The organism is Candidatus Nomurabacteria bacterium (genome assembly GCA_020631975.1).
GTDB lineage: Bacteria > Patescibacteriota > Saccharimonadia > Saccharimonadales > CAIOMD01 > JACKGO01.
Genome location: JACKGO010000001.1, coordinates 165,426 through 189,406 on the forward strand (window position 1 = coordinate 165,426; position 23,981 = coordinate 189,406).

The following is a 23,981-nucleotide window of genomic DNA, read 5'->3' on the forward strand; positions in this document are numbered from 1 at the left end:
AGGTTATTGTACCACTTTTTAGACAATACTATCAAAATATTTTTCAGCTTTAGATAGTCGCTGCATGACTTCATCTTTTCCAAGGAGTGCCAGTGAAGGTGCTAAATCGGGACTGTACTCCGCCCAAGTGGTCGCTAAACGAATTAAACTAAATAATATGACAGGTTTTTGGTGAGTACTTTCTAGTAGTGAATTTAGGCAATCTTGTATTGATTCGATAGAAAAATCCGCTTGTTGCTGAAGGGCTGATTGGGTTTTGGCTAACAGGCTTGATAATACAGCTGGCGATAGTTTTGATAGTTGTTTATGCGCTAAAACGAGTTCTGGTTTTGGCACTGGTTGCTCAAAAAAGCTTGCAGCGACAGCTTGTATATCGGCAAGTGTTTTTAGCCTTCCTTGTGCAAGTGCGACTACTTCACGTTTATAAGTACCTGAATACGACGACGCTGACGATGGTAAAAATGGTTGTACACGGTTATACAGATCATCTGTATCTATTCGGCGAATCCATTGACCATTCAGCCACAATAACCGCTTTTCATCGAACCTCGCTGGTGATTTTTGAACTTTATCTAGACTAAATTTCTTTATGAGTTCTTCTTTGCTAAAAATTTCTTGTTCCGTGCCGTCATTCCAGCCGAGCGTTGCTAAAAAATTGAGCATAGCTTCTGGCAGATAGCCCTCATTTTGATAATCTAAAATATCTTTTGCACCATCACGTTTAGATAGTTTTTTGTTCCCGTTCATCGCCATAACATATGGCAACGTTGCAAACGTAGGAATGGGTACAGACAGGGCTTCATACAAATTAAGGAATTTTGGTACACTTGCAATAAATTCTTGACTCCGAATAACAAGGTTTACGTCCATGAGCGAATCATCAACAATATGGCAAAAATTATACGTCGGATAGCCATCACTTTTCATTAAAATAAAATCGTCAACAGCATCCTCGCCTGCAGAAAGTTCACCTAGCACTTCATCATGCCACGCGTAGGCTTTAGGGCTAGATGTAAACCTGAGCGGTTGTGTACCATCCCATTTTGGTGGGTTTTTTGGGCGATGGTTCCTATACAAAAAAGGTTGCTTGTTTCGCTTGGCTTCTTCTCTGAATGCGGCTACTTGAGCTGGTGTGTAGGGGTCCGCGTACGCCCTGCCACTTGCTACCAGTCTTTGAGCCCAGTCTGCATAAAGCAGTAGCCGTTCAGATTGTCTATATGGTTGATGTGGCCCTGGTTTGTCTGGCCCCTCGTCCCATTCTATGCCGAGCCATTGCAAGCTCTTTATAATATGCTGTTCTGCCCCAGCTACTTCACGCTGTTTGTCGGTATCTTCTATGCGCAAGATGAAGGTACCGCCTTTTTGCCGGGCAAGTAACCACGCAAAAAGTGCTGTTCTGACGCCACCAACATGGATAAAGCCGGTTGGACTCGGTGCAAATCGTGTCGTAATGTTATGCATACTCGCCTAGTAGTATGTCAAATACACGAGTTATTCTCAACTTATAACGCGAAAAACAACTTACTACATGCTGGATGCGAGTTCAAGCAGCTGCTCAGATGACAGACTTCCATCTTCGCCGTTAACGCTATACCATATTCCTTTATCTACCCATGTAGCATTAGAACCATTATATATATAAATCGTTAAGCCATTGTCTTTATACGCTTGGTACCTAAATTGTGAATCTAGTAAGTAATTTGTCAGTAGTGCTTCACTAGACCAGTTAGATGGTTTTTGCGTCACAATAAAGCGTCGCGCGTCACTATTAGAGTTATAAGTGAGTGAAATTACATCTTTATCTGCTTGCACCGGGCCATTAAATGAGTACCCTGCAGGTATGTTGCTTGGAAGTGCTCCATTAAAGCCTGCTTTGCTTGCCGCGACACGCATACTTACCATAGGTACATTCTGATACGCAAAAAAGCCAGCTAATAGGGTCAAGGCAAACACAGCTGCGCTCGCCGATACTACCTTGGGTGATATTTTTAAAGATCGCACCAGGCGTTTTCTACGCGAATCTTTTTTTACTGGTTTTAACAAGTGACTATTAGCTTTTTTAATGTGATCTTCAAAAACAAATTTTTTAGGATTTGTAGGCGTTTCTTTAGTCGTAGTAGTGGGTTGTGTATTAACAGGATTAGTCGGATGGGTAGTAGCACCAGCACTAGAATGAGTGTTTTTAGGTGCCTGGTGATGAACGGGGGGTTGTTTTACAGGGAGTTCTGTCGTTAGGTGTGGTTTTGGGTTTGGTGGCGTGCCAAACTTAGATATTAACGTACTTTTACTCGCCCGTAAGGCACGGCTCAGACGCACGTCGGGGACTCTCTTAACAAGCATACCTCTGCCAGTAGCGCTGTGCTCTACGCTACTGTGGACATTTGCATTCGTGCTGTGTATATGTGGCACAGGCTTTGGTGTAGAGGGTTTTTGTACTGCTTTGCGATGTAGAGTCTGAGATTTTTGAACATGTTTAACTGGTGTGGGTTGCGCGCTACTAAGCGGCCTGTTTGTAGCATGATGGGGCGTTTTACGCACGCCATCCATAATAACACCACGTTGTAATGGTTGCGTTACTTGTGTGCGTGTCGGCGTTTTACGTTCAGCGTTAGATGTATCTGTCTTTGCTGGGTGCGATGATACTACTTTACCTGTGTGTGCGTCGTATATTTTGCCGTTTATTTCTATCGTTGTTTTCACCTATGCCACCAAAATTTATTTTTTAAATTTCTGCCTTATCTACTATCGTACAAGCATTTAGTATATAAACGCAAGTGTTTTTGTTAGTTCTTACCCGCTAACATGCCGTAGCGATTTTAACGTGTACGCGTTACAATAATTTGTGGTACTACTATGGAATTTTTAGACCCCGAAGAAAAAAGAGAAAAAACCCTACGTTTATTTATGGGCTATGGCTTTATAGCCGCGGTTATTATTTTTAGTACGTTTATGATTTCTTTTATTTTGCAAGGCTTTGATTTATTTAACAATAATAGAGATGTCAGAAACGGATTATTATTTATAGATAGTAAACCGGTTAGTGCGAACATTTACATAAATGATGTATTAGAAAAACGCACAGACGCCCGCTTTGTCTTGCCAGAAAATACCTATTCAGTGCGGCTTACAGAAGAAGGCTATCGCGATTGGTATAAAGATGTAGATGTCATAGGTGGCAGTGTTACCTACCAAATTTACCCAAGGTTATTCCCCGTAGATATTCGTAAACAAACCACCGCTACGTATGCACAAATACCAAAAATATGGACAGAATCACCGAGCAGAAAATGGATAGTTGCGAATGCCAATAGCACGAACCCCACGCTTAATGTTACTGACACTACAAAAGCGACAGAGGCGCCAAGCCAAATCGTCATACCAGAAACTGTTCTTAGCGCGCAAGATATGGCGACAAGTTCACTGAAAGTGGTTGAATGGTCTACAGATAACCGTCATTTTTTGGTGCAAAAGACGGCCTCCGACGGTTTCATTTCATATGTCATAATAGATCGCGAAAAACCTGAAGAGTCATTTGACGTGACGGCAAAGCTATCTATTGCACAAGGGATCGATGTACGCTTACGTGATAAAAAGTATGACCAATATTATCTACTAGATGCGAACACAAAGCTGCTACGGCGGGCATCGCTATCTAATGGGATAGAACCCGTAATCGTGGCGGACGGTGTTGTGTCGTATGCACCGTACGAAAACAACACACTCTTGTATGCCACAACAAGTGGTGCGCCAGAAGGCAAGTACGCAGTCAGAATTCTCGACGGAGCAACAAACTATTTATTACAACCTATTGCCGCAAGCCAAACAATTTTATTAGACATAGCTCGCTACGAAGGCGATTGGTTTTTTGTGGTTGGCTCTAATGCTCAAGAAAATACACACATTTATATTAACCCACTGCAGAATGCAGATAATATAGACACGACTGGCGCTCTTCGTTTTCAATTAAAACTACCCTTACCTGCAGCACGCTATGTTGGCTTTTCTGATAATGCTCGTTTTATAGGTGTGCAAAATGACACAGCTTTTACGGTATATGATGCTGAGCTACAAACAATTTATCGCTTTGATAGCCCAGTTGCTTTACCACCAGAAGGCGCGCAATGGTTAGACGGCCATCGGTTCCATGTGGTGAGTGGTGGTAGCGAGCATGTATTTGAATTTGATGGTGCTAATTTTCAAACATTAACAGAAGCAGTGAACGGTCAAAAAGCGTTTTACGATAATGACTTTGTTCGCCTTTTTACCCTCGCTCCACAAGCTAATAATTCGTTAAATTTCCAAGTAGGTTTCTTAACGCTTACTAACTAAATTATCTTATAACCAACCAAACAAACGCTCGAACAAACTTGGTGCGTTTCCGGGTACGATATCGGGCGTATTTGCTACTTGGTTAGCCGTGCTAGCAGCTACGTTGCCATTAGGGTTCGGCGATATTTGCTCGGCGCGCACAACCAGCCTATTAATACTTGTACCAGGTGGGTCACACGTAATCAGGCTTAAAGAAGCCGTTTTATCTGTTGGCCCAAGCACACCAACATCACTCGGTTTAACGATGACTTTCTCGTATACCTTATACACATAGCGCTTGCCGCCATATTGCATCGTTATGGTGTCGCCTTCTTGCAGTTTGTTTAGTAGTACAAATGCAAACTTGTACTTACCTCTGTTGAGTAGATTATTCGATGAGTGCCCGACTATCACTACATTACCATTCTGCCCTGGCACAGGAGTGCTCGGATAGTGCACAACGCCGTTTTCCAGGGCCGCTTGAACAGCTTTTTCTTCATTGGTAGTCATGTCATAGACAACTGGTACATCAACATTGATTTTAGGAATAATAACTTTTGATTCTGGCCCGACTTGCTCATTTGGATTTATGATTATTGGCGATGCGCTCGCCGTGCGGCTTGGTGTAATAAAGGGCGCAATAAATCGCTCATTAAAAAAGCTGAGCATGACGACGGCTACTACAATCATACCCATGCTCAAACCAAACAAAAGCGACTGTAAATGGTGTTTAGGGCTTAGCTTGCCGCGGGCAGTCACCTTATCTAGTAACTCTGTCTTGGCAGTTTCCATTGATTTTTTATTTAACGAAGAACGTGGTTTTAACGAACGCCTCCGAGACATGCGCGGGCTAGATAACGGGGCTAGTTGCTTGCTGGCTGGTAATACCGATGATGTTGCTTGACTTGCTTTTTTACTTTTGTCGTAGGCACTATAAAACTCATTCCATACTTGGTGTTTTTCTGTATCTGGTAACGATTGATAATACGAGTGCCATTCTGTTTGAATTGTAGCCAAGTCTTGGCCAGAGTCCATGAGCTTTTTAATATATTTTTGATGTTTCGAATGTGCCCCTGTTGCAATAATCTCCTGCTCTTCTTGCAATGCCGATGGCTCTTTGGCGTATATAGAGCTAACTTTATTCCGTATCAAATCCAGCGCCGCTTTTGTTTGTGGCTTTTCTTCTGGCAAATCATCACTGGGTGATGACTGTGGTGTCGGTAATGGTAGTGATTGATCAAATTTAGGCATGCGAGTACCTTTTTAGGCTTTAGCTATCTTTATAATTATAGTACAATAGCTGTGCTTTAGCGACACGTACTAGGTGCTAATGCAAGGGTTGTACATCATCGGTTATATTTGGCGCCGCAGTGGCGGAATTGGTAGACGCGCTAGACTCAAAATCTTGTGAGCTTATGCTCGTGCCGGTTCAAGTCCGGCCTGCGGTACCATATCTAACTGATAAGTTTATTATAACATTTTATAAGTAAAAAAGCTACTATTTATAGTGGGGTGTTATTGGGTTATGCTCGTCGTGATTGCTTTAAATAATTGCGAAGGCTGTTGCATTGCCCACACTGCTGCTGTAATTGCAATTATTTGGCTGCTTGGCGGTGATTCGATTGGTTTGGTAATACTCACCTGCCCCCTGCAGGCAACATACACAGCGTGATTGTAACTGAGCAGTACAGACGCTGAATAGTCATTACTGAACGCTTCTAGCCACGTTACAAGCGCTTTAAGGGGCATCGTTGCGGTCAAAGGTTCTGCTACGCCAATGTTCATGGCTATTTTTTGTAACTGTGTAAATTGCGGAACAATCAGCGTACTTTTTCTATGTAAGAGTAAATGTGGAGTATCTATAAATGAGTCAAGATTTTCACCTTCTACTACGAGCATGGTGCTTATGTGAGTGCAAAAATCAATGAGCGCCATGGTGGTTTCGCTATTTTTACTCATATCGCCAGCTAAATAGATAATGTCAGCCCACTCTGCATACTGCAAGAGTGTGGTTACAGCCTCTTTTGCAAAGCTTCCGCTGGGTGTGCTGGGTGCAAACATAATATCTGGCGTCGCGGTACGCGGAAAATACCGTTTCGCTGCATCTGGGAGCACAACCCTCACCTCGCCTGCACCTTTATTTATGGCGATCCTATACGCTTCATTGGGCGCAGCAATACTGTGGCTATTTCCACCTATAATAAGCAGTTTACCTGCGAGCGCTTTTGTTTCTGGCTTGTTCCATATAAGTTCTGGATATAGCGGACTAAGCGTGGTTTGGGTGACGTAAGGCATGGCGTTACGCTACCACGTATCCTTTGTTTGTGTGATCTAGTTCATACACAACGTTTTTCCGTTCAACAACTATTTTCCAGCCATGTTTTTTTGCGTGGGCGTACAGTGCGGCTTCTGGATTAAAAGCAATTGGTTGAGCAACTAACTCTAGCATAGCAATATCGCTGACACTATCGCCAACTGCAATGCTACCTGTAAAACTGGCACCGTAGGTACTAACAAGCTCGCGAAGTGCGGTATCTTTACTATGCACAGGTGATTCAACATGGCCAGTGTATTTGCCCTCTATGGTAATGAGCTTTGCACCAACAGCCGCATCAAAACCGTGATAGGCGGCAAGTTTTTGTACAATTTCATCTTGTGAACCTGATATAGCAAATAGCAAGTAGCCCGCTTTTTTTAGTTGTTGAAGTAGGCTGCGTGTATACACAAATAGTTGATCCTTATATATGTCAAACACTTTTTCTACTGCTCTATGATATTGTTCTGGTGGTATAGTTTGTAGCGCTACCATGTATTCCCCAAGCAACAAAGTTTCATATTCTTTAAACGAATCAGGGTTACCTCTGTTCTTCCATTTCATTCGTGCATTTCTGATTTTTTGATGCGAGGTTTCGTCCATGTAACCTTGTTTGCCAAGCTCGTGAACAATCGCATGAAATAACTGCCAACGTATAAGCGTGCCATCTATATCAAAAACCGCAAACTTTGCTTGTTTCATAGGGCGAACCCTTCAGTGCAAGTAGTTATTCGTAGATGTATCATGGAGTAATCTCTATACTTACTGGGCAATGGTCGCTTCCCATGACGCTGGCGTGTATCTGTGCGCTTTTAAGCCGTTTTTTTAGCCTTGGGCTGACCATGATGTAATCTATCCGCCAACCGACGTTACGGGCGCGAGCGTTGGCCCAGTGAGTCCACCATGTGTAATAACCGTTGCCTTCTGGCGTAAATAGGCGGAAGCTATCTATGTAACCGGCATCAATGAATTTTTGAAAGCCTTCCCTCTCTTCGTTAGTAAAGCCGTGCTTACCAATATTGCCTTTGGGGTTAGCTAGGTCATTTTCGGTATGCGCAACATTTAAATCGCCACAAAAAATGACCGGTTTGGTTTGCTCTAAGTGGCTAATATATTCAAAAAAGACTGGGTCCCAAAGACGATACCGTAGCTCTAGCCTACTTAAATCGCCTTTTGTGTTTGGTGTGTAAACGGTTACAAAATAAAAATCATCAAGTTCGATGGTAGTGATACGCCCTTCCTTTAAGACATCACCGTAGGCGTCTTCAAAGCTACCAAAGCCATCGCTAATGGCGCTTGGTGCGCCGTAAATAACACTTTTTGGAGTAATTTTGGTAAAAATTGCCGTGCCACTGTAACCTTTTTTTTCGGCACTGTTCCAGTATTCACTATATTCAGGCAAATCAATTTCTGCTTGCCCTTGCATGGCTTTTGTTTCTTGCAAGCCTAAAATATCGGGCTTTTCTTGGGCGATAAACGCTTGAAAGGCACCTTTATTAACAACCGCCCTAATTCCATTAACATTCCAACTGTAAATCTTCATGTAATAATTATAGCCTTAAAATAGAGTTTCTTATTCAAGAGCATGTGTTTGATAAATACTTTTCTTCTAGATACCGTGTAATTGCTGTTTCACCAATTACTTTGCACGTTAATGTAACAAGAGTCGGGTCCTTGTAAGCATCGCTGTCTATGGTGCATGTAGCGATAATTGACCCGTTATTTCTGACTTGTTGAATAACGTTATGTAATGCGGCAGTAATCTCGTTAGTAAAAATTGAACCTGCCACATTAGGCTCTGGCCTCGCTTCCGGAAAAAACATTGCCGTACTCATTTCTATACATAGTATACTCCTTGTTGGCTCGTGGCTCGATTTTTACTATTAAAAAAACACCATATTAAGGTGTATGTATTCATGTTTGAATGTTGTGTTGCCGGAGGGCTCGGGCGAGTTAATTAATGATCTCATGCACCGATTGCGAACAAAATCACAATCAAAATGGTCCAAAGCATAGGACGACTCCTTTCTGTGACTGGTACTGTGCTTCCCAGATCACGCACTGCTTACTCTTAGCAAGCAATAAGCACTGATGCGATCTGGGAAATGTTCAACAGTATTTTTAGATTTAACTAACCGAGTAGCCAATGACCTTCGTTCATTTGTTGAAGCGTCTATCTTGTACCTGGTTTAGTTTCTCTTTTTGGTTCCTGAATCGCTAACTGAGCACCTTAGTGTACTGCAAGGTCGGTGCGCACTATATGAGCCAGGAATATCACTAGAAAAGAGCCTGATATTTTTGTTTAATCGCTACTTTAATTAAATAGCGTGAGAACCATTATAGTACAAAATACTATAAATGTCAATAGTTATACTCATTTAGCAGGCATCGTTAGGGTGTATGTGCACCGGCGGCAGCTTTTGAAAGAAGTTCGTTTATGTCTAGCTTATGCTCATGATGGATAATGCCCACTGTACTGAACATTTTAATAGATAAATCAAAAGAATCTATCCATCGTTGGCGTAATTCGGGCTGCGGTGTGACAAAATGAACTTCGGCGACTCCTGCTTGAATCATCAGTTTAGTGCAGTCAGAACACGGGTGATGAGTAACGTAAGCAATGCAGCCATTCAGTGCTGCGCTGCGCGCGGCAGCATTAGGTAGTGGCGTTTTGTTCAGCATGTATAGTCAGTGCGTATTTGTCTGTACGTGACATAGTGGCAATAGTTTCGTCTGGCCAGTGGCGTGGAAAACCGTTATAACCCTGTGCTAGTACATCCCCTCGCTGGGCATCTACCATAATACAGCCTACTTTCGTAGAGGGATCTTTGCTTTTGAGTGCAACTGCCGCGCTTAGGATTAAATACCATTCATGTTTTGTCACACGTACTGTATTCTTATGTTTATACAGCTATTGTAGCGCTTTTCGGCTATTTATTGGTACTTTTTAAGATCTCGTTTTGCGTCGCGGTGAGTATCACGCTCTTTTATTTTGGCACGCTTGTCGTAAGCTTTTTTGCCCTTAGCGGTGGCAATGCGCACCTTAATGTAGCGGCCTTTGGTGAGGAGTGCCAATGGCACAATGGCATTCCCCTGATCTTTTGCGGCAATAATATCGGCTAATTCACGTCTTTTTAACAGTAGTTTGCGGGCTCTGGTTTGTTGATCTTCGGTTAAATGTGCGGCATTAGTGTTCATGGGCATAATCTGTAAATTATTGAGCCATGCTTCGCCATTTTTAATGGTTACAAAAGCTCCCCGCAAACTCCCCCTGCTAAAGCGGAGGCTTTTAGTTTCTGGGCCATTAAGCACAATACCAGCAAGGTATTCGGTTTTAATATCATAATCAAACCGCGCTTTCTTATTTGTAATTGTACTTCGTGTGGGCTTTTTTTGCTTCATACCGTATGTATTGTAGCAATCATTCCGCTTATTGTAAAAATAATATAATTGTGCTATAATAAGTCACCATGAAAAACACTCAACCCAGCGTAGCGAATAGCTGCTACTCACAAGATTATTATCCAGCAACCGGTATATATGCACCACCAACAGAAATTAGTGACGAACATACCAGCGCGAAACTAGATGAAATTCCCATGGGAACATTACTAAATGTGCCACACCCTACTGTGGTGGATCTATCTGATGGTTCACAAATTCGCCTTTATAATGTTACGCCAAGGGGTGACTATGACGAATCACGCACAATTGTGTATGTGCCGGAATTTGCAGCCGGCATGGTGCCACATCGTGACGCAGCAGCGCTCGCTATAGCAGAAGTTTTGGGGTGCCGTGTTATTGTAGCCCCACATAACGAACTGAGTACAACGCGGCAAGAGCGGGCACAGCTCCGTGCTGGAAACGTAGGTTTCATTGCAGCCCGCCTGGCAGAAGCTCTAGCTAAGGTGTTGCCAGTAGGCCAAGACACAACAATTTATGGGTATAGCTTTGGTGCACAAATTGCACCTGACTTGTCAGGAGAAGTAAGCCGTCATGGGGTGCTAGATCACAAAAAGCTCGCACTACTAGAGCCACCAAACACGGTTGAACGCAGCATGTACCAATTACTAAAAGATTTTTCGAAGGCCGGTACTGAACAGTGGTTGCAGGCGACGCGAGATTCGCGCTGGCAAGCCCTGATTGAACTCGTAGACAGTACGTACGTGCACGAAGATGCGGGACGGTTTATTAGACAAGCACGTAGCTTAGCCAGCTTAGCGATGATTGGCGCAATGAAACGCGGCACATTTGCTGCAGATTTATTGGCTGCGCACCAGGCGCTGCCGCCAGATGCACGGACTACCCTTGGCTACGTAGAAAATAGCGCGATGGTAGCACCATTTGGGCTTGAAGACGCGCTAGACGCTGTACAAGCCAGCAGTAATAATCCTGATGCTATTCGCCTTGTAAGATTTACATCTGGATCAGAGGCAAAAGGCGTTGGTCATGCTGGTGGGAACAACCCATTGGTCGCGATATCTTTACTTGAAAAAACTACTGAGTAGATAATGCTTTGGCTTTTTCTTCACGGACAGCTTCCCAAAGACTTGGGTCGTCTTGGGTTTGCTTGCGCCAATACCACCACTCCCCACCCCATAAATCGATATCTCTAAAACCAGTCGCTACACCATATTGTATGCGTTCACGTAACCGATCGGCATTCATTGATTTGTCTTGTTCTTCTATACTTACTGTTTTAACGTCGGTGGGTGTCCAGGGTTCGGCTTGGAGTTCGTGGAGCATTGAATCTTTGCCTGTTAAGATTTCTTGTAGCCCCGCTCGCCAGCTGTAATACCACGATGGAAACGGATATTCAAAATAGCGTTTGGTTACGGTTTGTTCCCAGACGCGTTTATACACAGATACTCCTACTTGATCTGGCTGTGGTTGGCCAGTCGCAACACCAAAGTAGTTATTGGCATAGCTTAATATTATTGGCGTATTAGGGTCTAGATTTTTCACAAAATTAAATTCGTCTATGAGGCGTTCTCGTTCGGCACCGTAATGACCGCATTCACCAAATACACCCAAGAAAAACTCATTTTCTAGTTGATAACTTGTAAGGGCTGGGTTGTCGCCGTATCTTTCTATGACAGCTTGCATAAACTGCTTTAGTTGTGGGTACCATACATCTTTATCTTCTGCTTTTACCCACTGTGGTGCGTGGCACTCTGGCCAACGTGGCTGTCGTAAACCAATCGCCAGCGACACTTCACCGCCGACTTCATTGACTTTTTCAAATTGCCAATCTAGTTCACTAAAATCATACTGGCCTGGTGACTTTTCTATATCTTTCCAGTAGCTAACTAACCGAAAGCGTTTAAAACCAAGGTCATCGCGCAGGGCGAGCATTGTTTCTTGTGGGTCAAGCTCAAAAAAGCGAGCGTAGTTAGGGATAAAAGTAACACCAAATGTTATTGGCTCGCTACTGTGCTTTTTTTGGTACCAATAACCTATCGCGTAGGCTTGTGCTACAAAAGCTATACAAAAAATGATAATAATCAGTAACGATTTCTTCCATACAGAAAGTGACCTAAATGCAGCGAACGCGCGTTTAAAGGCACTTTTTTTACTTGCTTGCTTGGGATGTTTTTTCGTATTCATAGTGGTAATACCTATTATTATACATGGTACAATAAGAGCTAACGATAATGAGTGCAAAACCACCAACTATATCTGTTGTTGTACCAGTGTATAATGACGAACCGTATGTCAAAGCGTGCTTAGGTGCGTTGCAAGCTCAAACTGTTACACCTCATGAAATACTATTTGTAGATAATAATTGCACAGATGGTTCTATGGCAATCGCTCGGCGCTATAAAAACGTAAAAATACTGCACGAGCCTAAACAGGGCTTAACTTATGCGCGTAATACTGGGCTTAATATGGCAACTGGTGATATTTTGCTGCGTATAGACGCTGACACAGTATTACCACCAACATATATAGAACGTCTACAGCAACTCGCGGTTGCGCACCCTGATGTGGCTGGATTTAGTGGCTATGGCGTATCGCGTTATGAATTTATTCCAAAAATATCACTCTTATGGGCGTGGAGCTACTTTGCATTTACAAAAGCGTACCTCGCATACCCTGTGCTATGGGGGGCGAATATGGCGATCCGTAAACAATACTGGCACAAGGCGAAAAAATACCTCATAAATAACGATATGGCTGTGCACGAAGACCAAGATGTGAGCCTTGCTATAGCCAGTGTTGGCGGGCGGGTCTTAGTAACGAGGCAATTAACTGTATCGGTGCAGATGAAAGCGATGTTTGAATATGCTAGGTATCGTAAGTATGGACTGATGCTACAACTTTTAAAGCGTTTAGACAAAGAGCACCCACGCTACCAGCTTGCTACACGAGTGCCGCCTTTAGCGTGGCCAAAACGGGCTCTATATTGGGTGGCGACGGTGTGGGCGGTTTATGCGTTTTATCTTGTAACGTTTGCATACGAGCTTATGCGTAAACTACGCCGCTAAAGTTCGTTCGTTTTTGGGCGGTCACCATTAGGGTTGGTAATGTCACACTGCCCGCCCCAAACGCCACGATTGTTTTGGCGAGCATCTACTTGGGCGAGACGGAATTCTTCAGCTTTTGTAAATGGAAAACTAAGGTACGCAAAGCCAAATCCCTCGCGAATAATTTGCTCATTTACTAGTGTTCCCTCTTGCGTGTACACATAGCGAAGTAGGCGGTCATAGCGATCACGGTTTTGGTTAATAGGGTCAGATTCTAGCCGTACCGTTTTAGCACTAAGCAGTGACTTTAAGTTATTACTGGCAGCAACACCATAGCATTCTACGGGGCTGTTAGGTTTGATTGTCTCTGGTGTGTCCACACCAATAAGTCTGACTTTCTCTTCACGACCGTCCATTTTGACTGAAATTGTATCACCATCAAATACGTGACTCACCAAATAAAAACCTGGCTTGGGTGGCAGCTCTACACTTTTTTGTTGAGGTAATACGCGGACTATCCCAGATATGAGTACTATTGCAGCAAGTCCCCCTACAATCGCTACGCTACTAAGCAGCAGCTTTGCTCTTGATTTTGGGGGTGTTTGAATAGGCGCTTTAGAAGAATGCATTGATTATATCTTACGGTAGGGACAAATGAGCTACAATAGGTACAGTTACGCAAAGGCGTGCGTATATCTTTGCAAAGGAATTAAAATATATGGATAACATTCTAAAGCATTTTCTGCACTTGAGTGCCGTGCAGCAGCAACAGCTTGCAGCGTTAGGTGCGTTATATCATAATTGGAACGCAAAAATTAATGTTATTTCTAGAAAAGATATAGACCTGCTTTACCCAAATCATATTCTGCATAGTTTGGCTATCGCAAAATATATAGAATTTAGTGCCCAAGATCGTGTGCTTGACGCAGGCACGGGTGGTGGCATGCCAGGTATCCCCTTGGCGATACTGTTTCCCAACACCCAATTTGTACTTGTAGATAGCACGCGAAAAAAATTACAAGTAGTAGATGCTATTGCTGCGGAGCTAGGACTTTCCAATGTACAGACAGAACATATACGTTTAGAAGAAATACATGATCAATATGATTACGTTGTTTCGAGAGCAGTTACGCGGCTTGATGTCATGTGGGGATGGGTGCACCAGCGCATCAGGCAATCGTCTCAAAATAAGGTACCCAACGGCCTGTTGTATTTAAAAGGTGGCGACATTTCAGGTGAGTTACCGAACAATTGTCGTGTTCAAAAAATACCACTCCAATCGTTGATAAATGAACCACAGTTTGTCGAAAAAGCGCTCGTACATATCTGTAAAAAGTAATTAGTACAACAATATAGCTTACAAAAAAAGTCGAGGCTCCGCGAGGCTCTCGACTTATTTTGACCCTTTTTGTTCTGTTAGTTAGTGTAGCGTAGCGCTTATGCTGAGGTCAAGTATTTGTAGTATATTTAGCAACAAAAGACTAAAAAAAGAGCAGCCGTGGGCGTACCATGCTGTTCACTAGAATCTAAGTAGCAAAGGAGGGAGCTACATAGGCGTGTACGTGTGCAATGAACGCGTGACTGCTCTTTGGTAAGGTTTCATAGTTAAATCATGACATTTGCATCTTCACTGCTCGTAAAACATGACTACGGCGTGCAAGCAAATACATCATAGATTAGTCTAAAACCCTCCGTCTGGTAGTAATCTCCCAAAAAGAATTACTACTCTACTATAGTAGCTGCTTTGGCACTTACGTGTCAAGAGTGCTAATGTGTCTTATTCTTGCTCTAAATCGCTATCAGCGCTCAGCGAAATTTCTAGTTGCCTAGTAGTGCCAGTGCTTCCAAGTGCGAGCTGAATTTCGCGCGGTATATGGTGTTCTTGATGCCAATTGGCAATTGCTTCGTACGACATAATACTCCTTAATACTTTTATAATTACTAATTTTTTTACTATAACATATGGTACTTGCGCCAAGGCTAGTAATCTATACCAGGATTTGCCAAATATTTATCATCAAAATGATGTTTTAGCTTTGTCATATTTGTTGAGATATCGGTAAAATGCATGAGTTCATTAGGAAAATCTCTACCGGTAACACAGATACTTGTTTTTGGGTGGTGTTCTTCTAAAAGTTCGCGCAGATGCTGCACAGTAAGTAAACCATCATGGACAGCATTGTTTATTTCATCACATATAACAAGGTCGTAATCGCCACTGGTTGCTGCTTGAAGAGCTGCTGTATATGTTTTTAGCGCTATAGCTTTATGTTCGTTTTCCGTGACATTTTTAGCACTTAGTTCACCTGCATTGTAAAAACCAGCCCCACCTTTCATAAATAATAAATTGTCTCCGTATATAGGTGTAATGTTTTCTATGAACGTATGTTCATTAACGTGCCAGTGCTTAATAAATTGGATGTAGGCAACCTTCCAATTCGCACCAAGAGCACGCGCCATTAAGCCAATGCTCGCACTTGTTTTACCCTTGCCTTCGCCAGTGTATACCACGACGACACTATCTTTGCTTTTAAAATCTTCAAAACTCATGGTAGTTATAGCATACCATTTTTGGTACTAAGGCTTCGTTGTTTGATCAGAGTTATAAATACCCCGTTGTTTTGCTATAGCTATGAGTACTAACCTATAGATATTTGTAAGACTATGCTGTTTATCTGCTGTACCCTGTTCGTGAGCGGTTATGACTGCACGTTGTAAAATACGAGTAATTGGGTATAAAGCGATAATGTGTTCGCCGAGCTCTTGAGTAATAAGCTCATTAAAGCGCTTTTGGTCAAACATACCGGTTGTTTCGTCTATAAAGAGTTCATAATCTATTAAAAGTTGCTCGGCTGCCATAATTTGATCGTGACGTTGCTTTGTGTCTTCTATAACGTGTTCTTTAGGGATGGCACGAGTTATTTCTAATAAACGTAGTAAAAACGCACCTATTTTTGGTGCACTTTCTACTGTGTAATACGTATCTAAAAAGCGAGTAATGTCTTGCGACGTCGGCCCGTCTAGTGAGGTGCTTATGAGTTCAGCAGAGTAATGTGCTGGTGGTGCTGGCTCAATCGTTTCAGTGCTATCCCGAGGCATGGGTATGTGGGCTCTATGGCGATTATTATCGTATTCTAAGAGCAGTTCTGCGGGTGGTACAAATGTTCCATAGATTGACTTAGCCATGCCTTGTCCTCGCATATCTCTACGTACACTATAACTATATACTTTTTACAACAAAATCGCTACAGGTAGCCACCCCTATTAGGTATTGCTTTTTTTTGATATTCTTTTTATTGTAAGGGTATATATAAATGTAAGGAGGGTTCTCTTATGATTAAGCAACGACATGTTGCTGCGCTGTTGGTGGAGTTTTTTGGCACACTGACACTCGCACTCGTTGTACTGAGTGTAAGCCTGTATAGGTTTCCATTCTTTACTGCACTTGCTGCAGGTGTGACGGTGGCTGTATTCGTCAGCGCATTTGCAAAAATTTCAGGTGGGCATGTAAATCCAGCGGTTACCGTTGGTATGTTTGCAATTCGTCAAATCACTGCGCTAAGAGCAGTTGGCTATATTGCTGCTCAAATGCTCGCAGGTTTTGCTGCATGGCAACTGTATGAGTATTTAACTGAAAGAGCACTAACAAATGCTACGACAGCTACCGTAGAATGGAACGTAGCAGCAGCCGAAGCACTTGGTGCCTTTATCTTTGGCTTGGCACTTACCGGTGCTGTAGCTCAAAAACTTAAAGGGTATCAATTAGCCTTCACTGCTGGAGCAGGCCTCTTTATTGGTTTAACCGTATCTGGTTTAGCATCAAATTCGTTACTAAACCCTGCTGTTGCAGTTGCAGTACGAAGTTTTGATCCAGTTACCTATGTAGGTGCACCAGTTGTGGGCTATCTAGTTGCTGCTGCGTTGGTAGCGTACGTTGTTGTACCAATGTTTGGCAAAAAAGAAGTCGAAAAGACGACTGCTGTGGCTGCCGCAAAGCCAAGTGTCGCAAAAACAGCTACTAAAAAAGCTCCTGCAAAAAAGCCTGCAGCTAAGAAAAAAGCTCCTGCAAAAAAGAAGAAATAATCACAAATAAGCTTTAACGTATATTAATAACGTGGCCATCAATACAGTGCCACGTTATTTTTATTTGTTTGCTATAAGCCAATCTTCAAATTCGGTAATGCCTTTGGCATCTTCACTAAACACACTAATATCTGGAAAATCTAAATTTACGATACATCGCCATACACTTGCAATGATTTTCCGCAACCTGGTAAGTTCTTGTTCATCTGTGATGTCAAGCGACAAGCTATCGAGCGAGCCTTGTTGGTTTGGTTCTACAAACACTAGTTCACCTTTAGTAGCGCGAATACCCTGTTCGCCCCACGTTCGTGATCCATCCACAAGCAGTTTATAAAAGTATAATTGTTGTTTATAGCGATGTAATTTTTGTTTAGCGTAGTTCGTTTGACCTTGCGCATTCCAGGTCGTGCTACTTGTGCCGGTTTTATAATCTGTAACAGTTGCCGAATGTTTGGTGACGGTAAGCACGTCTATCTTGCCTGTTAATAAAGCGTCGCCAATTCGTACACCCTGCCTACGAAAATCTTGTTCTGGTAATTGTTTGGGGGTAAACTCATGTGAGCGTTGAGCGTATAACGCATTCAGCGCATTGATGGCTTGGGTGTGATATTTATCGTACTCGTTTGGTGCTAAACCCTTTCTTTGTAAACTAGATGCCATAAACGATTCGCTTTTCGCTAACGCAGGTAATGAGCCATGTTTTACTACATAGCTATGCATATATTCGAGTGTACTATGCATGGCGCTACCAAAACTAGCGCTCGGGCTCATTGCAGATGGAAATTGAAGGAAATTGTGTAAAAAGAACTTATGAGGCCCACCGTTTGGCACATCCAAAAAATTATTTAAATGAGTAGCACTTAATGTATAACGGTTAATACGGTCTTGTAATAGATCTTTTAAAGTAGCTTGAGGCACAGATAGATGTTTATCGTGCCAGTGACGTTCTGCGCGAAATAATATGTCATGTGGGGTAGAAGGCATAGCCATAGGTTCTACAGGTGATTGTATGATTGCTTGGACTGTCTTTTCTTCTAGTGGGGCATACGGGATCATTTCTTTGCCGGTATCACTTGTCATAAAACTACTCATAAATAAATGACGCTTAGCACGTGTCATAGCGACATAAAACAATCGCAAATTATCATCTGGGTTAGGACTATGAGCAATACTTAGTAGGTTGGGGCTTAAACTAATACCTCCACCCCTCCCCTTACTGTTCCATATAGATTGGGTAGCAGACAGAATATATACGGTATCAAATTCAAGTCCTTTGCTTTTGTGGGCAGATAATAAGTTAACCGGATCCTTACCTGTAGCGTGCATCATTTTCACTGGTATAGAAACGTGTGCTTTTTTGGCTAAATCGCAAAAATGTATATAATCTTGCAAGCTATGAGTGATATCAGGTTTGTACGATCTCAGGCTCGAGCGTACGGCGCTAAGTGCAGCAAGTAGTTCTAAGTACGCCTGCGGCTTGTTTTGTAAGTTTGTATCACTGAAATAGTACGACTTAAAGGGCGATGCAATTGTTGGAGATGATGCTGTTTCCACTGCTTCTGATTCAGCGCTGTCAGCCACGAACGCATCTGTGCTACCTATGAGCACATCTAAAATTTCCTCTAAACTACTATTAATAGACAATTTGGCAGCTTCTAGCAAAAATCTTGCAATATTTTTTTGTTTTACTGTGCCTGTGAGCATGATTTGTAACCATAATTTGTTTGCTTCGTACTCCGTCTTTATTTGCCTGCTTGCAAGGCTTATCTGCCATATCTCGGTCGCTGGTAATTGCCAATAATCGGCACTTAGGAGTTCTGGCATCAGCTCGTTCGCTACCTGTGGTTTGTCTATACTTAGGTAGTAGACTACTTTCGCAAGAACGAGTAATTCTTTAAGTTGAGGATTATTTAGGGCATTTTCGCGGCGTTCGTATGCTACTGGTACATCGGTATCAAATAAGTATGGCAAGAGCGCCTCGAGTTGTTTGTGTTCACGTGCAATGACGGCAATATCGCTTGCCACCGTACCTTGTTTAATCTGCGCTGCAATATGTTTCGCGACGTATTCGTATTCGTGGGCTTGAATGTCAAATAGCCAACGCTCGCTGCGAGGCGCAGTAGCAAAGGTAGCATTAGGTAGTAGTGTTTTATCTATGCCCTTCACGTAATTTTCTAATCTATCTTCGCCCTGGGTAATTACAGCTCGTGCTGCCTGCAAGATATTGTGGCTACTTCTGTAGTTTTCAGTGAGTGTTATTTGCATTGCGCTGGGATATGTTTCTGTAAAATTAAGGATATTAGATAGTTCTGCACCTTGAAATGCAAATACGGCTTGATCATCGTCCCCTACTACCATAACGTTTGGCAAGCCTTCGTGTACCGGTGCATCTGCAAGGGCGCGCAGCAAACGCATTTGCACAACATTCGTGTCTTGGAACTCATCAACTAGCAAATACTGATATTGTTCTTGCAGTTCATAGGCTAAATCTCCACGGGTTTCGATGCTATTGACTGCTTGCATAATCATGTCATCAAAATCAAATAAGCGGCGTTTATGTAGTTCGTGTTGGTAGTTGCTATAGACTTCAGCAAATGCTGCTAATTTTTCTAATACTACACGCTGTTTGCATATGGGTTTTTTAGATACGTCTTTTGCAAACCAATCTTTTTTCCAAACAGTCAGTGGTTTGGTTGAATCTTCTTCAATGGCGGTTCCATAGGCCGCCGCAAGTGATTCGTTAAATACGACGTGAAGCGGCTTTATACCCGTGATAATCTTTGATGAATTGTTGTATGCAAGCCCTACTTCTAGCAGCTCTGCAACCTGAGGAAACTGTTTTTTTGTAAAAACATTTGTTCCAAAAGTATCAATAATAGCTGGTTCTATGTAACGAACAAACGCATCGCCATCGCTAATAACGCCTGCAAGTTCATCTGGTGTTAATGCTTTTTTGCATTCTTGTATGCGTCTTTTTATAGAGCCTATTAATGCATAGTCTCCTTCGTGTTTTGCGGTGAGTGGGTGCCGTGCGGGTAACGCATCTAAAACGCTGGTAATAACTTCGTGTATGCTCAGATCGTCGGCGGGAGTAAACTGAACATTGTTAAAAAAGTAATCTGGATGAGTATTAATTATTTCTGAGCCAAAGCTGTGGAATGTGTGTACAGCAACATGGGCACCAGCTTCACCCATCAGTTCTATAAGCCGTTTTTGCATGGCTATTTGGCCAGCTTCTGTAAACGTTAGGCATAATATGTTGGCCGGTGACAAGCTAGGGTTATTTTGTAGAATATGGAGCACCCGACTTGCAAGCAGCTGAGTTTTACCTGTGCCGGGTCCAGCTATAACCATAACGGGGCCTTCAGTTGTGTCTACGGCTTGTTGTTGGGCGGCATTTAATGTAGGAGTTTTTGGGTTACTCATATAGCTATATTTTATACAGTTTTACAATTTATGACAGATAAGTTAGCATAATGCCCTATAATCATAAGCATGGACATAACACTAAACAGTATTATCAAAGAGTTAATTTACCTAGCGGTAGCTTTCATTATTGCCCTGATTGTTCGGCGTGTCATACATATTTTTATAGAACAATATTTTGCACGCTTGTATAAATCTGCCCAACACAGGGGTAGAAGTATAAATAAGAAACGGCTTAATACCCTTGCCCGAGCCTTTAAGAGTTTAGCGGCGGTAAGCGTTTGGATAATATTTATATTTGTACTGCTAGGACACTTTAATGTTAATACTGCCGCATTACTCACTGGTGCTGGTGCTGTTGGTATCTTTTTTAGCATAGCCGGCAAAGATATAATTATGGATTTGTACGTTGGTTTTATGGCACTTGTAGAAGATCAATACCGTGTCGGGGATGTTATTACCATAGATCAAGATCACAGCGGTACGGTTCAGGAAATAACCTTGCGCACCATTAAACTACGTGATATTGATGGCAATATTCATATTGTGCCCCATAGTTTGGCGCGCTCTATTATTAATAAAACCTATGATTATTCTGTTGTGAATGTCGAACTGGGTGTTGCTTATGATGCTGATATGGATGCCATTAAAGATATTGTTAATAAGACAGGTGAACAAATAGCCAGCGAAGAAGATTGGAAGCAAATATTCATAGAGCCAGTGCAGTATCAAACGATGCTTCGTTTTGATGAATCACAACAGACATTTCGGGCACAAGGTAAAGTTAAACCTGGTAAACAGTGGGCTGCAGCCAGCGAATTTAGAATGAGAATTAAAGATGCGTTTGATGACAATGGCATAGAAATACCCTTCCCACAACGAGTTGTACGCACCGTAACAGAATCGGCACCCAAAAAGATAGTAAAAAGCAAATCTAAAAAGTAATAATGAACGAGCTAGTTGGCCAGTTTGAATTTCCGCTTGCTTATAATTTATTGGCAACATTTTTGTTCGCTTTAACTGGCGTTATACTGGCAACAAAGCGGCAGTACGATATTATTGGTGTGATTATTCTTGCGACTGTCGCCGGGGCTGGTGGTGGCTTAATACGCGATGGTATTTTTTTGCAGCAAGGTCCCCCACTGTTTTTGCAAGATAACCGTTTTTTGGTTGCCATTTTACTGGCAGTAGTTGTTGGTACGGTGTTTTATCATTTGGTGAAAAAGTGGGATGGAGTGTTTTTTGTAGCAGACGCACTTGGGCTTGGTATCTATGGTGTTATAGGAGCGCAGATGAGCATTAATGCTGGGCTTGGGTTTATATCGGCGGTACTTGTAGGGCTAATATCTGCAACAGGCGGTGGTTTACTGCGTGATATTCTTACCAAAAAAGAACCCGTTATCTTCTTCCCGGGTCAGTACTATGCAGCGGCTGCTTTGGCAGGTGTCACACTATTTTTGTTCTTAGCCACAGTATTAAAAATCAATGCCCAAATTGCTGCATGGGTGGCTATAGGGCTTGTGTTCTTTTTTAGATTAGCAGCCATGAAGTTTGATTTAAGCACCAAGCCACTCGCAGCCTTTGCAGATGTCAATAGAACTAAGTTTCTTACATTCTATGACTTTGTAAAACCAAAGCGTAAATCAAAATAATCAGTAAAATAGTACAGCTACACGGCCTATGTTACGTCGCATTAAATTTGTGTAGTACGTGTCGTTTGCTAGTGATTGTGAGCGGTGCCAACTGCTTCTTGTACGTTGTTGTAGCCATTGTTTTTTAAAGTACAGGCAAGTTCTTTGTTAATATCACCTACGCATTGTGGTCCTTGGTAAATAAGCCCGGTGATAAGCTGAACCAAACTCGCTCCAAGCGTAATTTTTTTGTAGGCATCTTTGCCGCTAAATACTCCACCAAGACCAATAATTGTTTTTTGGCCGTTGGTAAGCGTGTACATATCGCTGATAAGTCTATTAGATAATTCCTCTACAACCTTGCCACTTAGACCCCCCACATCTGGTATATTTTCATCATAAATACTGCGTAAGGTTCTATTTTTAGTCAGATTACCACATATAAATCCTTGCACATTGTGTGTAAAAGCTAATTTAGCGATGGCTTGTCTTTCTTTGAACGTAATATCCGGTGATAGCTTAATGTAAACAGGTTTTTTCGTCTTGATTGTATCTAACCTAGACAATAGTAGGTCGAGTCGTTTTTTATCATGGAATGGTTGGCCACCAAATGTGTTGGGGCAACTAACATTAATCGTAAAATAGTCGCCGATGTGCGAGAGTTTTTTGAATGAATATGCATAATCTTCTATTGACGCAGCATCGTCGCAGTTAGGTGAATTTGTGCGGGCTATATTTGTACCTACCGGTATTGTGCTGTTCGTCTTAGCGATCCTCGGTGCTATCGTATCTACACCTTGGTTTTTAAGACCATAATATACTGCAATGCTACTGGATTTAGGTAAGCGCCAGAGCCGTGTACCTTCGTTACCAGCATAGGGATGTTGCGTGATTGACCCTACTTCGTTAAACCCAAAACCAATTGGTTCCATAAGACTAATTGCTTTCGCATCTTTATCCCACCCTGCCGCTAGTCCAATAGGATTTTCATAATAAATACCATCAACTGTTTGTGTGAGCGAAGAGTCGCGGTAGCTCCAGGACTTTTTAACAAGCCACCGTAGCGGTGCTATTTTACCGCTCGTGCTAGCAGCTAGCAATGTGGTGTCATGCACTTTTTCTGGGTTAATGGTAAAAAGTAACGGTTTAACAGTTTTTTGGTACAAGAATTTTGTTATATTGCTAATGACTCTCACACTTGTATTGTGCACGTTTATACAAAATGCCGCAACTAAGCAACACAACTAGTGGTTGCATATCTTTAAGATTGAGTAGTTCTTACTGACACTATGCCTAAAGCATTCTTTGATCTTCTTAGTAGTTTCTCTCTTTCTGCTAAAGTCATTCCACCCCAAACCCCAGGTGGGTTATCATTCTCGATCGCGTCTAATAAACATAAATCCCTAACCACGCACCCATCGCAGAATTCTTTAATAAAAGCTTTTTGCTCTCTTAGGTGACTATCAAATGGCCGATCATCAAATGTGCCGTCACAGGCTGCTTTAATGTGCCATGATAATATATTCGCCATAAAGTCAATTATACAATAATAATATATATATTACAAAATTAACTTCATTTATGCGACGTTGCGCAAGCCTTTGAAAAAAGGTATACTACTACAGCTAAATCTATTAGCTATTAATAGGGTGTGGCCAAGTGGTAAGGCACCAGGTTTTGGTCCTGGCATTCGGGGGTTCGAATCCCTCCACCCTAGCCAAATATTGCACCAAAGGAGACCCAGGTGTCCAA

The 23,981-nt window shown here is 42.3% G+C and carries 25 protein-coding genes and 2 tRNA genes; 9 read left to right on the plus strand and 18 right to left on the minus strand.

The annotated features are described in order from the left end of the window. Nucleotides 1–18 precede the first annotated feature (18 nt). Together H6795_00845 and H6795_00850 are read right to left on the minus strand one after the other, a co-directional pair. Nucleotides 19–1,461 (minus strand): glutamate--tRNA ligase, encoded by a 1,443-nt coding sequence (locus H6795_00845; protein ID MCB9817071.1) that lies wholly within the window; start codon nt 1,459–1,461, stop codon nt 19–21. A 63-nt stretch (nt 1,462–1,524) separates the two neighbouring features. Next, the gene (locus tag H6795_00850) at nt 1,525–2,700 is read right to left on the minus strand and encodes a hypothetical protein (GenBank protein ID MCB9817072.1); all 1,176 of its coding nucleotides are present in this window, start codon (nt 2,698–2,700) and stop codon (nt 1,525–1,527) included. Nucleotides 2,701–2,853: 153 nt separating this feature from the next. On the opposite strand from H6795_00850, the gene H6795_00855 reads away from it, so the two are divergent. Further along, on the plus strand, nt 2,854–4,329 hold the full coding sequence (locus H6795_00855) for a PEGA domain-containing protein (GenBank protein ID MCB9817073.1): 1,476 nt from the start codon (nt 2,854–2,856) through the stop codon (nt 4,327–4,329). Between the two features lie 6 nt (nt 4,330–4,335). On the opposite strand, the gene H6795_00860 is transcribed toward H6795_00855, so the two are convergent. Further along, the gene (locus H6795_00860; protein MCB9817074.1) at nt 4,336–5,559 is read right to left on the minus strand and encodes a class D sortase; all 1,224 of its coding nucleotides are present in this window, start codon (nt 5,557–5,559) and stop codon (nt 4,336–4,338) included. Between the two features lie 113 nt (nt 5,560–5,672). Between H6795_00860 and H6795_00865 the strand changes: the two genes are divergently transcribed. Beyond that, a tRNA-Leu gene (locus tag H6795_00865) sits at nt 5,673–5,759 on the plus strand. Nucleotides 5,760–5,823: 64 nt separating this feature from the next. On the opposite strand, the gene H6795_00870 is transcribed toward H6795_00865, so the two are convergent. The 7 genes from H6795_00870 to smpB all read right to left on the minus strand — a co-directional run bounded on the left by H6795_00870 (nt 5,824) and on the right by smpB (nt 10,024). Then, nucleotides 5,824–6,603: a hypothetical protein gene (locus tag H6795_00870; protein ID MCB9817075.1), complete on the minus strand. Its 780-nt coding sequence runs from the start codon at nt 6,601–6,603 to the stop codon at nt 5,824–5,826. A gap of 4 nt (nt 6,604–6,607) precedes the next feature. Then, nucleotides 6,608–7,324: an HAD family phosphatase gene (locus H6795_00875; protein ID MCB9817076.1), complete on the minus strand. Its 717-nt coding sequence runs from the start codon at nt 7,322–7,324 to the stop codon at nt 6,608–6,610. A gap of 40 nt (nt 7,325–7,364) precedes the next feature. Beyond that, nucleotides 7,365–8,165: an exodeoxyribonuclease III gene (gene xth, locus H6795_00880; protein ID MCB9817077.1), complete on the minus strand. Its 801-nt coding sequence runs from the start codon at nt 8,163–8,165 to the stop codon at nt 7,365–7,367. Between the two features lie 34 nt (nt 8,166–8,199). Further along, nucleotides 8,200–8,457: a hypothetical protein gene (locus tag H6795_00885; protein MCB9817078.1), complete on the minus strand. Its 258-nt coding sequence runs from the start codon at nt 8,455–8,457 to the stop codon at nt 8,200–8,202. Nucleotides 8,458–9,013: 556 nt separating this feature from the next. After that, the gene (locus H6795_00890) at nt 9,014–9,304 is read right to left on the minus strand and encodes a hypothetical protein (protein MCB9817079.1); all 291 of its coding nucleotides are present in this window, start codon (nt 9,302–9,304) and stop codon (nt 9,014–9,016) included. After that, nucleotides 9,279–9,506 (minus strand): hypothetical protein, encoded by a 228-nt coding sequence (locus H6795_00895; GenBank protein MCB9817080.1) that lies wholly within the window; start codon nt 9,504–9,506, stop codon nt 9,279–9,281. Before H6795_00895 ends, H6795_00890 begins: the two co-directional genes overlap by 26 nt. 50 nt (nt 9,507–9,556) lie before the next feature. Beyond that, entirely contained in the window at nt 9,557–10,024 is a 468-nt protein-coding gene (smpB, locus tag H6795_00900; protein MCB9817081.1) for an SsrA-binding protein SmpB, read from the minus strand. Nucleotides 10,025–10,092: 68 nt separating this feature from the next. On the opposite strand from smpB, the gene H6795_00905 reads away from it, so the two are divergent. Beyond that, nucleotides 10,093–11,130, plus strand: a complete 1,038-nt coding sequence (locus H6795_00905) for a hypothetical protein (protein MCB9817082.1) — start codon at nt 10,093–10,095, stop codon at nt 11,128–11,130. Here the strand turns inward: H6795_00905 and H6795_00910 are convergent. After that, the gene (locus H6795_00910; GenBank protein ID MCB9817083.1) at nt 11,120–12,229 is read right to left on the minus strand and encodes a hypothetical protein; all 1,110 of its coding nucleotides are present in this window, start codon (nt 12,227–12,229) and stop codon (nt 11,120–11,122) included. The two genes, H6795_00905 and H6795_00910, sit on opposite strands and share 11 nt — an antisense overlap. A 47-nt stretch (nt 12,230–12,276) precedes the next feature. On the opposite strand from H6795_00910, the gene H6795_00915 reads away from it, so the two are divergent. Next, the gene (locus H6795_00915) at nt 12,277–13,110 is read left to right on the plus strand and encodes a glycosyltransferase family 2 protein (protein MCB9817084.1); all 834 of its coding nucleotides are present in this window, start codon (nt 12,277–12,279) and stop codon (nt 13,108–13,110) included. Here H6795_00915 and H6795_00920 read toward each other — a convergent pair. Further along, entirely contained in the window at nt 13,107–13,718 is a 612-nt protein-coding gene (locus tag H6795_00920) for a thermonuclease family protein (protein MCB9817085.1), read from the minus strand. The two genes, H6795_00915 and H6795_00920, sit on opposite strands and share 4 nt — an antisense overlap. An 89-nt stretch (nt 13,719–13,807) precedes the next feature. On the opposite strand from H6795_00920, the gene rsmG reads away from it, so the two are divergent. Beyond that, nucleotides 13,808–14,428 carry a 16S rRNA (guanine(527)-N(7))-methyltransferase RsmG gene (gene rsmG, locus H6795_00925; GenBank protein MCB9817086.1) on the plus strand — a complete coding sequence of 207 codons (621 nt, stop codon included), beginning with the start codon at nt 13,808–13,810 and terminating at the stop codon, nt 14,426–14,428. Nucleotides 14,429–14,866: 438 nt separating this feature from the next. Here rsmG and H6795_00930 read toward each other — a convergent pair whose 3' ends face one another. The 3 genes from H6795_00930 to H6795_00940 all read right to left on the minus strand — a co-directional run bounded on the left by H6795_00930 (nt 14,867) and on the right by H6795_00940 (nt 16,290). Beyond that, nucleotides 14,867–15,004 carry a hypothetical protein gene (locus tag H6795_00930; protein MCB9817087.1) on the minus strand — a complete coding sequence of 46 codons (138 nt, stop codon included), beginning with the start codon at nt 15,002–15,004 and terminating at the stop codon, nt 14,867–14,869. 65 nt (nt 15,005–15,069) lie between these two features. Beyond that, nucleotides 15,070–15,639: a cob(I)yrinic acid a,c-diamide adenosyltransferase gene (locus H6795_00935; protein MCB9817088.1), complete on the minus strand. Its 570-nt coding sequence runs from the start codon at nt 15,637–15,639 to the stop codon at nt 15,070–15,072. A gap of 27 nt (nt 15,640–15,666) precedes the next feature. Continuing rightward, on the minus strand, nt 15,667–16,290 hold the full coding sequence (locus tag H6795_00940; GenBank protein MCB9817089.1) for a hypothetical protein: 624 nt from the start codon (nt 16,288–16,290) through the stop codon (nt 15,667–15,669). Nucleotides 16,291–16,422: 132 nt separating this feature from the next. On the opposite strand from H6795_00940, the gene H6795_00945 reads away from it, so the two are divergent. Further along, complete coding sequence (locus tag H6795_00945) at nt 16,423–17,172, plus strand: aquaporin (GenBank protein ID MCB9817090.1); 750 nt, start codon at nt 16,423–16,425, stop codon at nt 17,170–17,172. Nucleotides 17,173–17,232: 60 nt separating this feature from the next. On the opposite strand, the gene H6795_00950 is transcribed toward H6795_00945, so the two are convergent. Next, nucleotides 17,233–20,598 (minus strand): ATP-dependent helicase, encoded by a 3,366-nt coding sequence (locus H6795_00950; protein MCB9817091.1) that lies wholly within the window; start codon nt 20,596–20,598, stop codon nt 17,233–17,235. Nucleotides 20,599–20,667: 69 nt separating this feature from the next. Between H6795_00950 and H6795_00955 the strand changes: the two genes are divergently transcribed. Next, on the plus strand, nt 20,668–21,543 hold the full coding sequence (locus H6795_00955; protein ID MCB9817092.1) for a mechanosensitive ion channel family protein: 876 nt from the start codon (nt 20,668–20,670) through the stop codon (nt 21,541–21,543). Nucleotides 21,544–21,545: 2 nt separating this feature from the next. Next, nucleotides 21,546–22,250, plus strand: coding sequence for a TRIC cation channel family protein (locus H6795_00960; GenBank protein ID MCB9817093.1), 705 nt, complete (start codon nt 21,546–21,548; stop codon nt 22,248–22,250). Between the two features lie 68 nt (nt 22,251–22,318). Here the strand turns inward: H6795_00960 and H6795_00965 are convergent, their stop codons facing one another. Next, nucleotides 22,319–23,440, minus strand: a complete 1,122-nt coding sequence (locus H6795_00965) for a quinone-dependent dihydroorotate dehydrogenase (GenBank protein ID MCB9817094.1) — start codon at nt 23,438–23,440, stop codon at nt 22,319–22,321. Nucleotides 23,441–23,490: 50 nt separating this feature from the next. Then, nucleotides 23,491–23,760, minus strand: a complete 270-nt coding sequence (locus tag H6795_00970) for a WhiB family transcriptional regulator (GenBank protein MCB9817095.1) — start codon at nt 23,758–23,760, stop codon at nt 23,491–23,493. Between the two features lie 114 nt (nt 23,761–23,874). Between H6795_00970 and H6795_00975 the strand changes: the two genes are divergently transcribed. Beyond that, nucleotides 23,875–23,949 (plus strand) — tRNA-Gln (locus H6795_00975). Nucleotides 23,950–23,981 lie beyond the last annotated feature (32 nt).

What these genes read in the sequence shown, in the direction of transcription:
- H6795_00855 (MCB9817073.1), top strand. Translation starts at nt 2,854, where the DNA reads ATGGAATTTTTAGACCCCGAAGAAAAAAGAGAAAAAACCCTACGTTTA.
- H6795_00945 (MCB9817090.1), top strand. Translation starts at nt 16,423, where the DNA reads ATGATTAAGCAACGACATGTTGCTGCGCTGTTGGTGGAGTTTTTTGGC.
- H6795_00845 (MCB9817071.1), bottom strand. Translation starts at nt 1,461, where the DNA reads ATGCATAACATTACGACACGATTTGCACCGAGTCCAACCGGCTTTATC.
- H6795_00860 (MCB9817074.1), bottom strand. Translation starts at nt 5,559, where the DNA reads ATGCCTAAATTTGATCAATCACTACCATTACCGACACCACAGTCATCA.
- H6795_00960 (MCB9817093.1), top strand. Translation starts at nt 21,546, where the DNA reads ATGAACGAGCTAGTTGGCCAGTTTGAATTTCCGCTTGCTTATAATTTA.
- H6795_00970 (MCB9817095.1), bottom strand. Translation starts at nt 23,760, where the DNA reads ATGGCGAATATATTATCATGGCACATTAAAGCAGCCTGTGACGGCACA.
- H6795_00935 (MCB9817088.1), bottom strand. Translation starts at nt 15,639, where the DNA reads ATGAGTTTTGAAGATTTTAAAAGCAAAGATAGTGTCGTCGTGGTATAC.
- H6795_00920 (MCB9817085.1), bottom strand. Translation starts at nt 13,718, where the DNA reads ATGCATTCTTCTAAAGCGCCTATTCAAACACCCCCAAAATCAAGAGCA.
- H6795_00940 (MCB9817089.1), bottom strand. Translation starts at nt 16,290, where the DNA reads ATGCGAGGACAAGGCATGGCTAAGTCAATCTATGGAACATTTGTACCA.
- rsmG (MCB9817086.1), top strand. Translation starts at nt 13,808, where the DNA reads ATGGATAACATTCTAAAGCATTTTCTGCACTTGAGTGCCGTGCAGCAG.
- H6795_00910 (MCB9817083.1), bottom strand. Translation starts at nt 12,229, where the DNA reads ATGAATACGAAAAAACATCCCAAGCAAGCAAGTAAAAAAAGTGCCTTT.
- H6795_00955 (MCB9817092.1), top strand. Translation starts at nt 20,668, where the DNA reads ATGGACATAACACTAAACAGTATTATCAAAGAGTTAATTTACCTAGCG.
- H6795_00885 (MCB9817078.1), bottom strand. Translation starts at nt 8,457, where the DNA reads ATGAGTACGGCAATGTTTTTTCCGGAAGCGAGGCCAGAGCCTAATGTG.
- smpB (MCB9817081.1), bottom strand. Translation starts at nt 10,024, where the DNA reads ATGAAGCAAAAAAAGCCCACACGAAGTACAATTACAAATAAGAAAGCG.
- H6795_00930 (MCB9817087.1), bottom strand. Translation starts at nt 15,004, where the DNA reads ATGTCGTACGAAGCAATTGCCAATTGGCATCAAGAACACCATATACCG.
- H6795_00875 (MCB9817076.1), bottom strand. Translation starts at nt 7,324, where the DNA reads ATGAAACAAGCAAAGTTTGCGGTTTTTGATATAGATGGCACGCTTATA.
- H6795_00870 (MCB9817075.1), bottom strand. Translation starts at nt 6,603, where the DNA reads ATGCCTTACGTCACCCAAACCACGCTTAGTCCGCTATATCCAGAACTT.
- H6795_00950 (MCB9817091.1), bottom strand. Translation starts at nt 20,598, where the DNA reads ATGAGTAACCCAAAAACTCCTACATTAAATGCCGCCCAACAACAAGCC.
- xth (MCB9817077.1), bottom strand. Translation starts at nt 8,165, where the DNA reads ATGAAGATTTACAGTTGGAATGTTAATGGAATTAGGGCGGTTGTTAAT.
- H6795_00915 (MCB9817084.1), top strand. Translation starts at nt 12,277, where the DNA reads ATGAGTGCAAAACCACCAACTATATCTGTTGTTGTACCAGTGTATAAT.
- H6795_00890 (MCB9817079.1), bottom strand. Translation starts at nt 9,304, where the DNA reads ATGCTGAACAAAACGCCACTACCTAATGCTGCCGCGCGCAGCGCAGCA.
- H6795_00905 (MCB9817082.1), top strand. Translation starts at nt 10,093, where the DNA reads ATGAAAAACACTCAACCCAGCGTAGCGAATAGCTGCTACTCACAAGAT.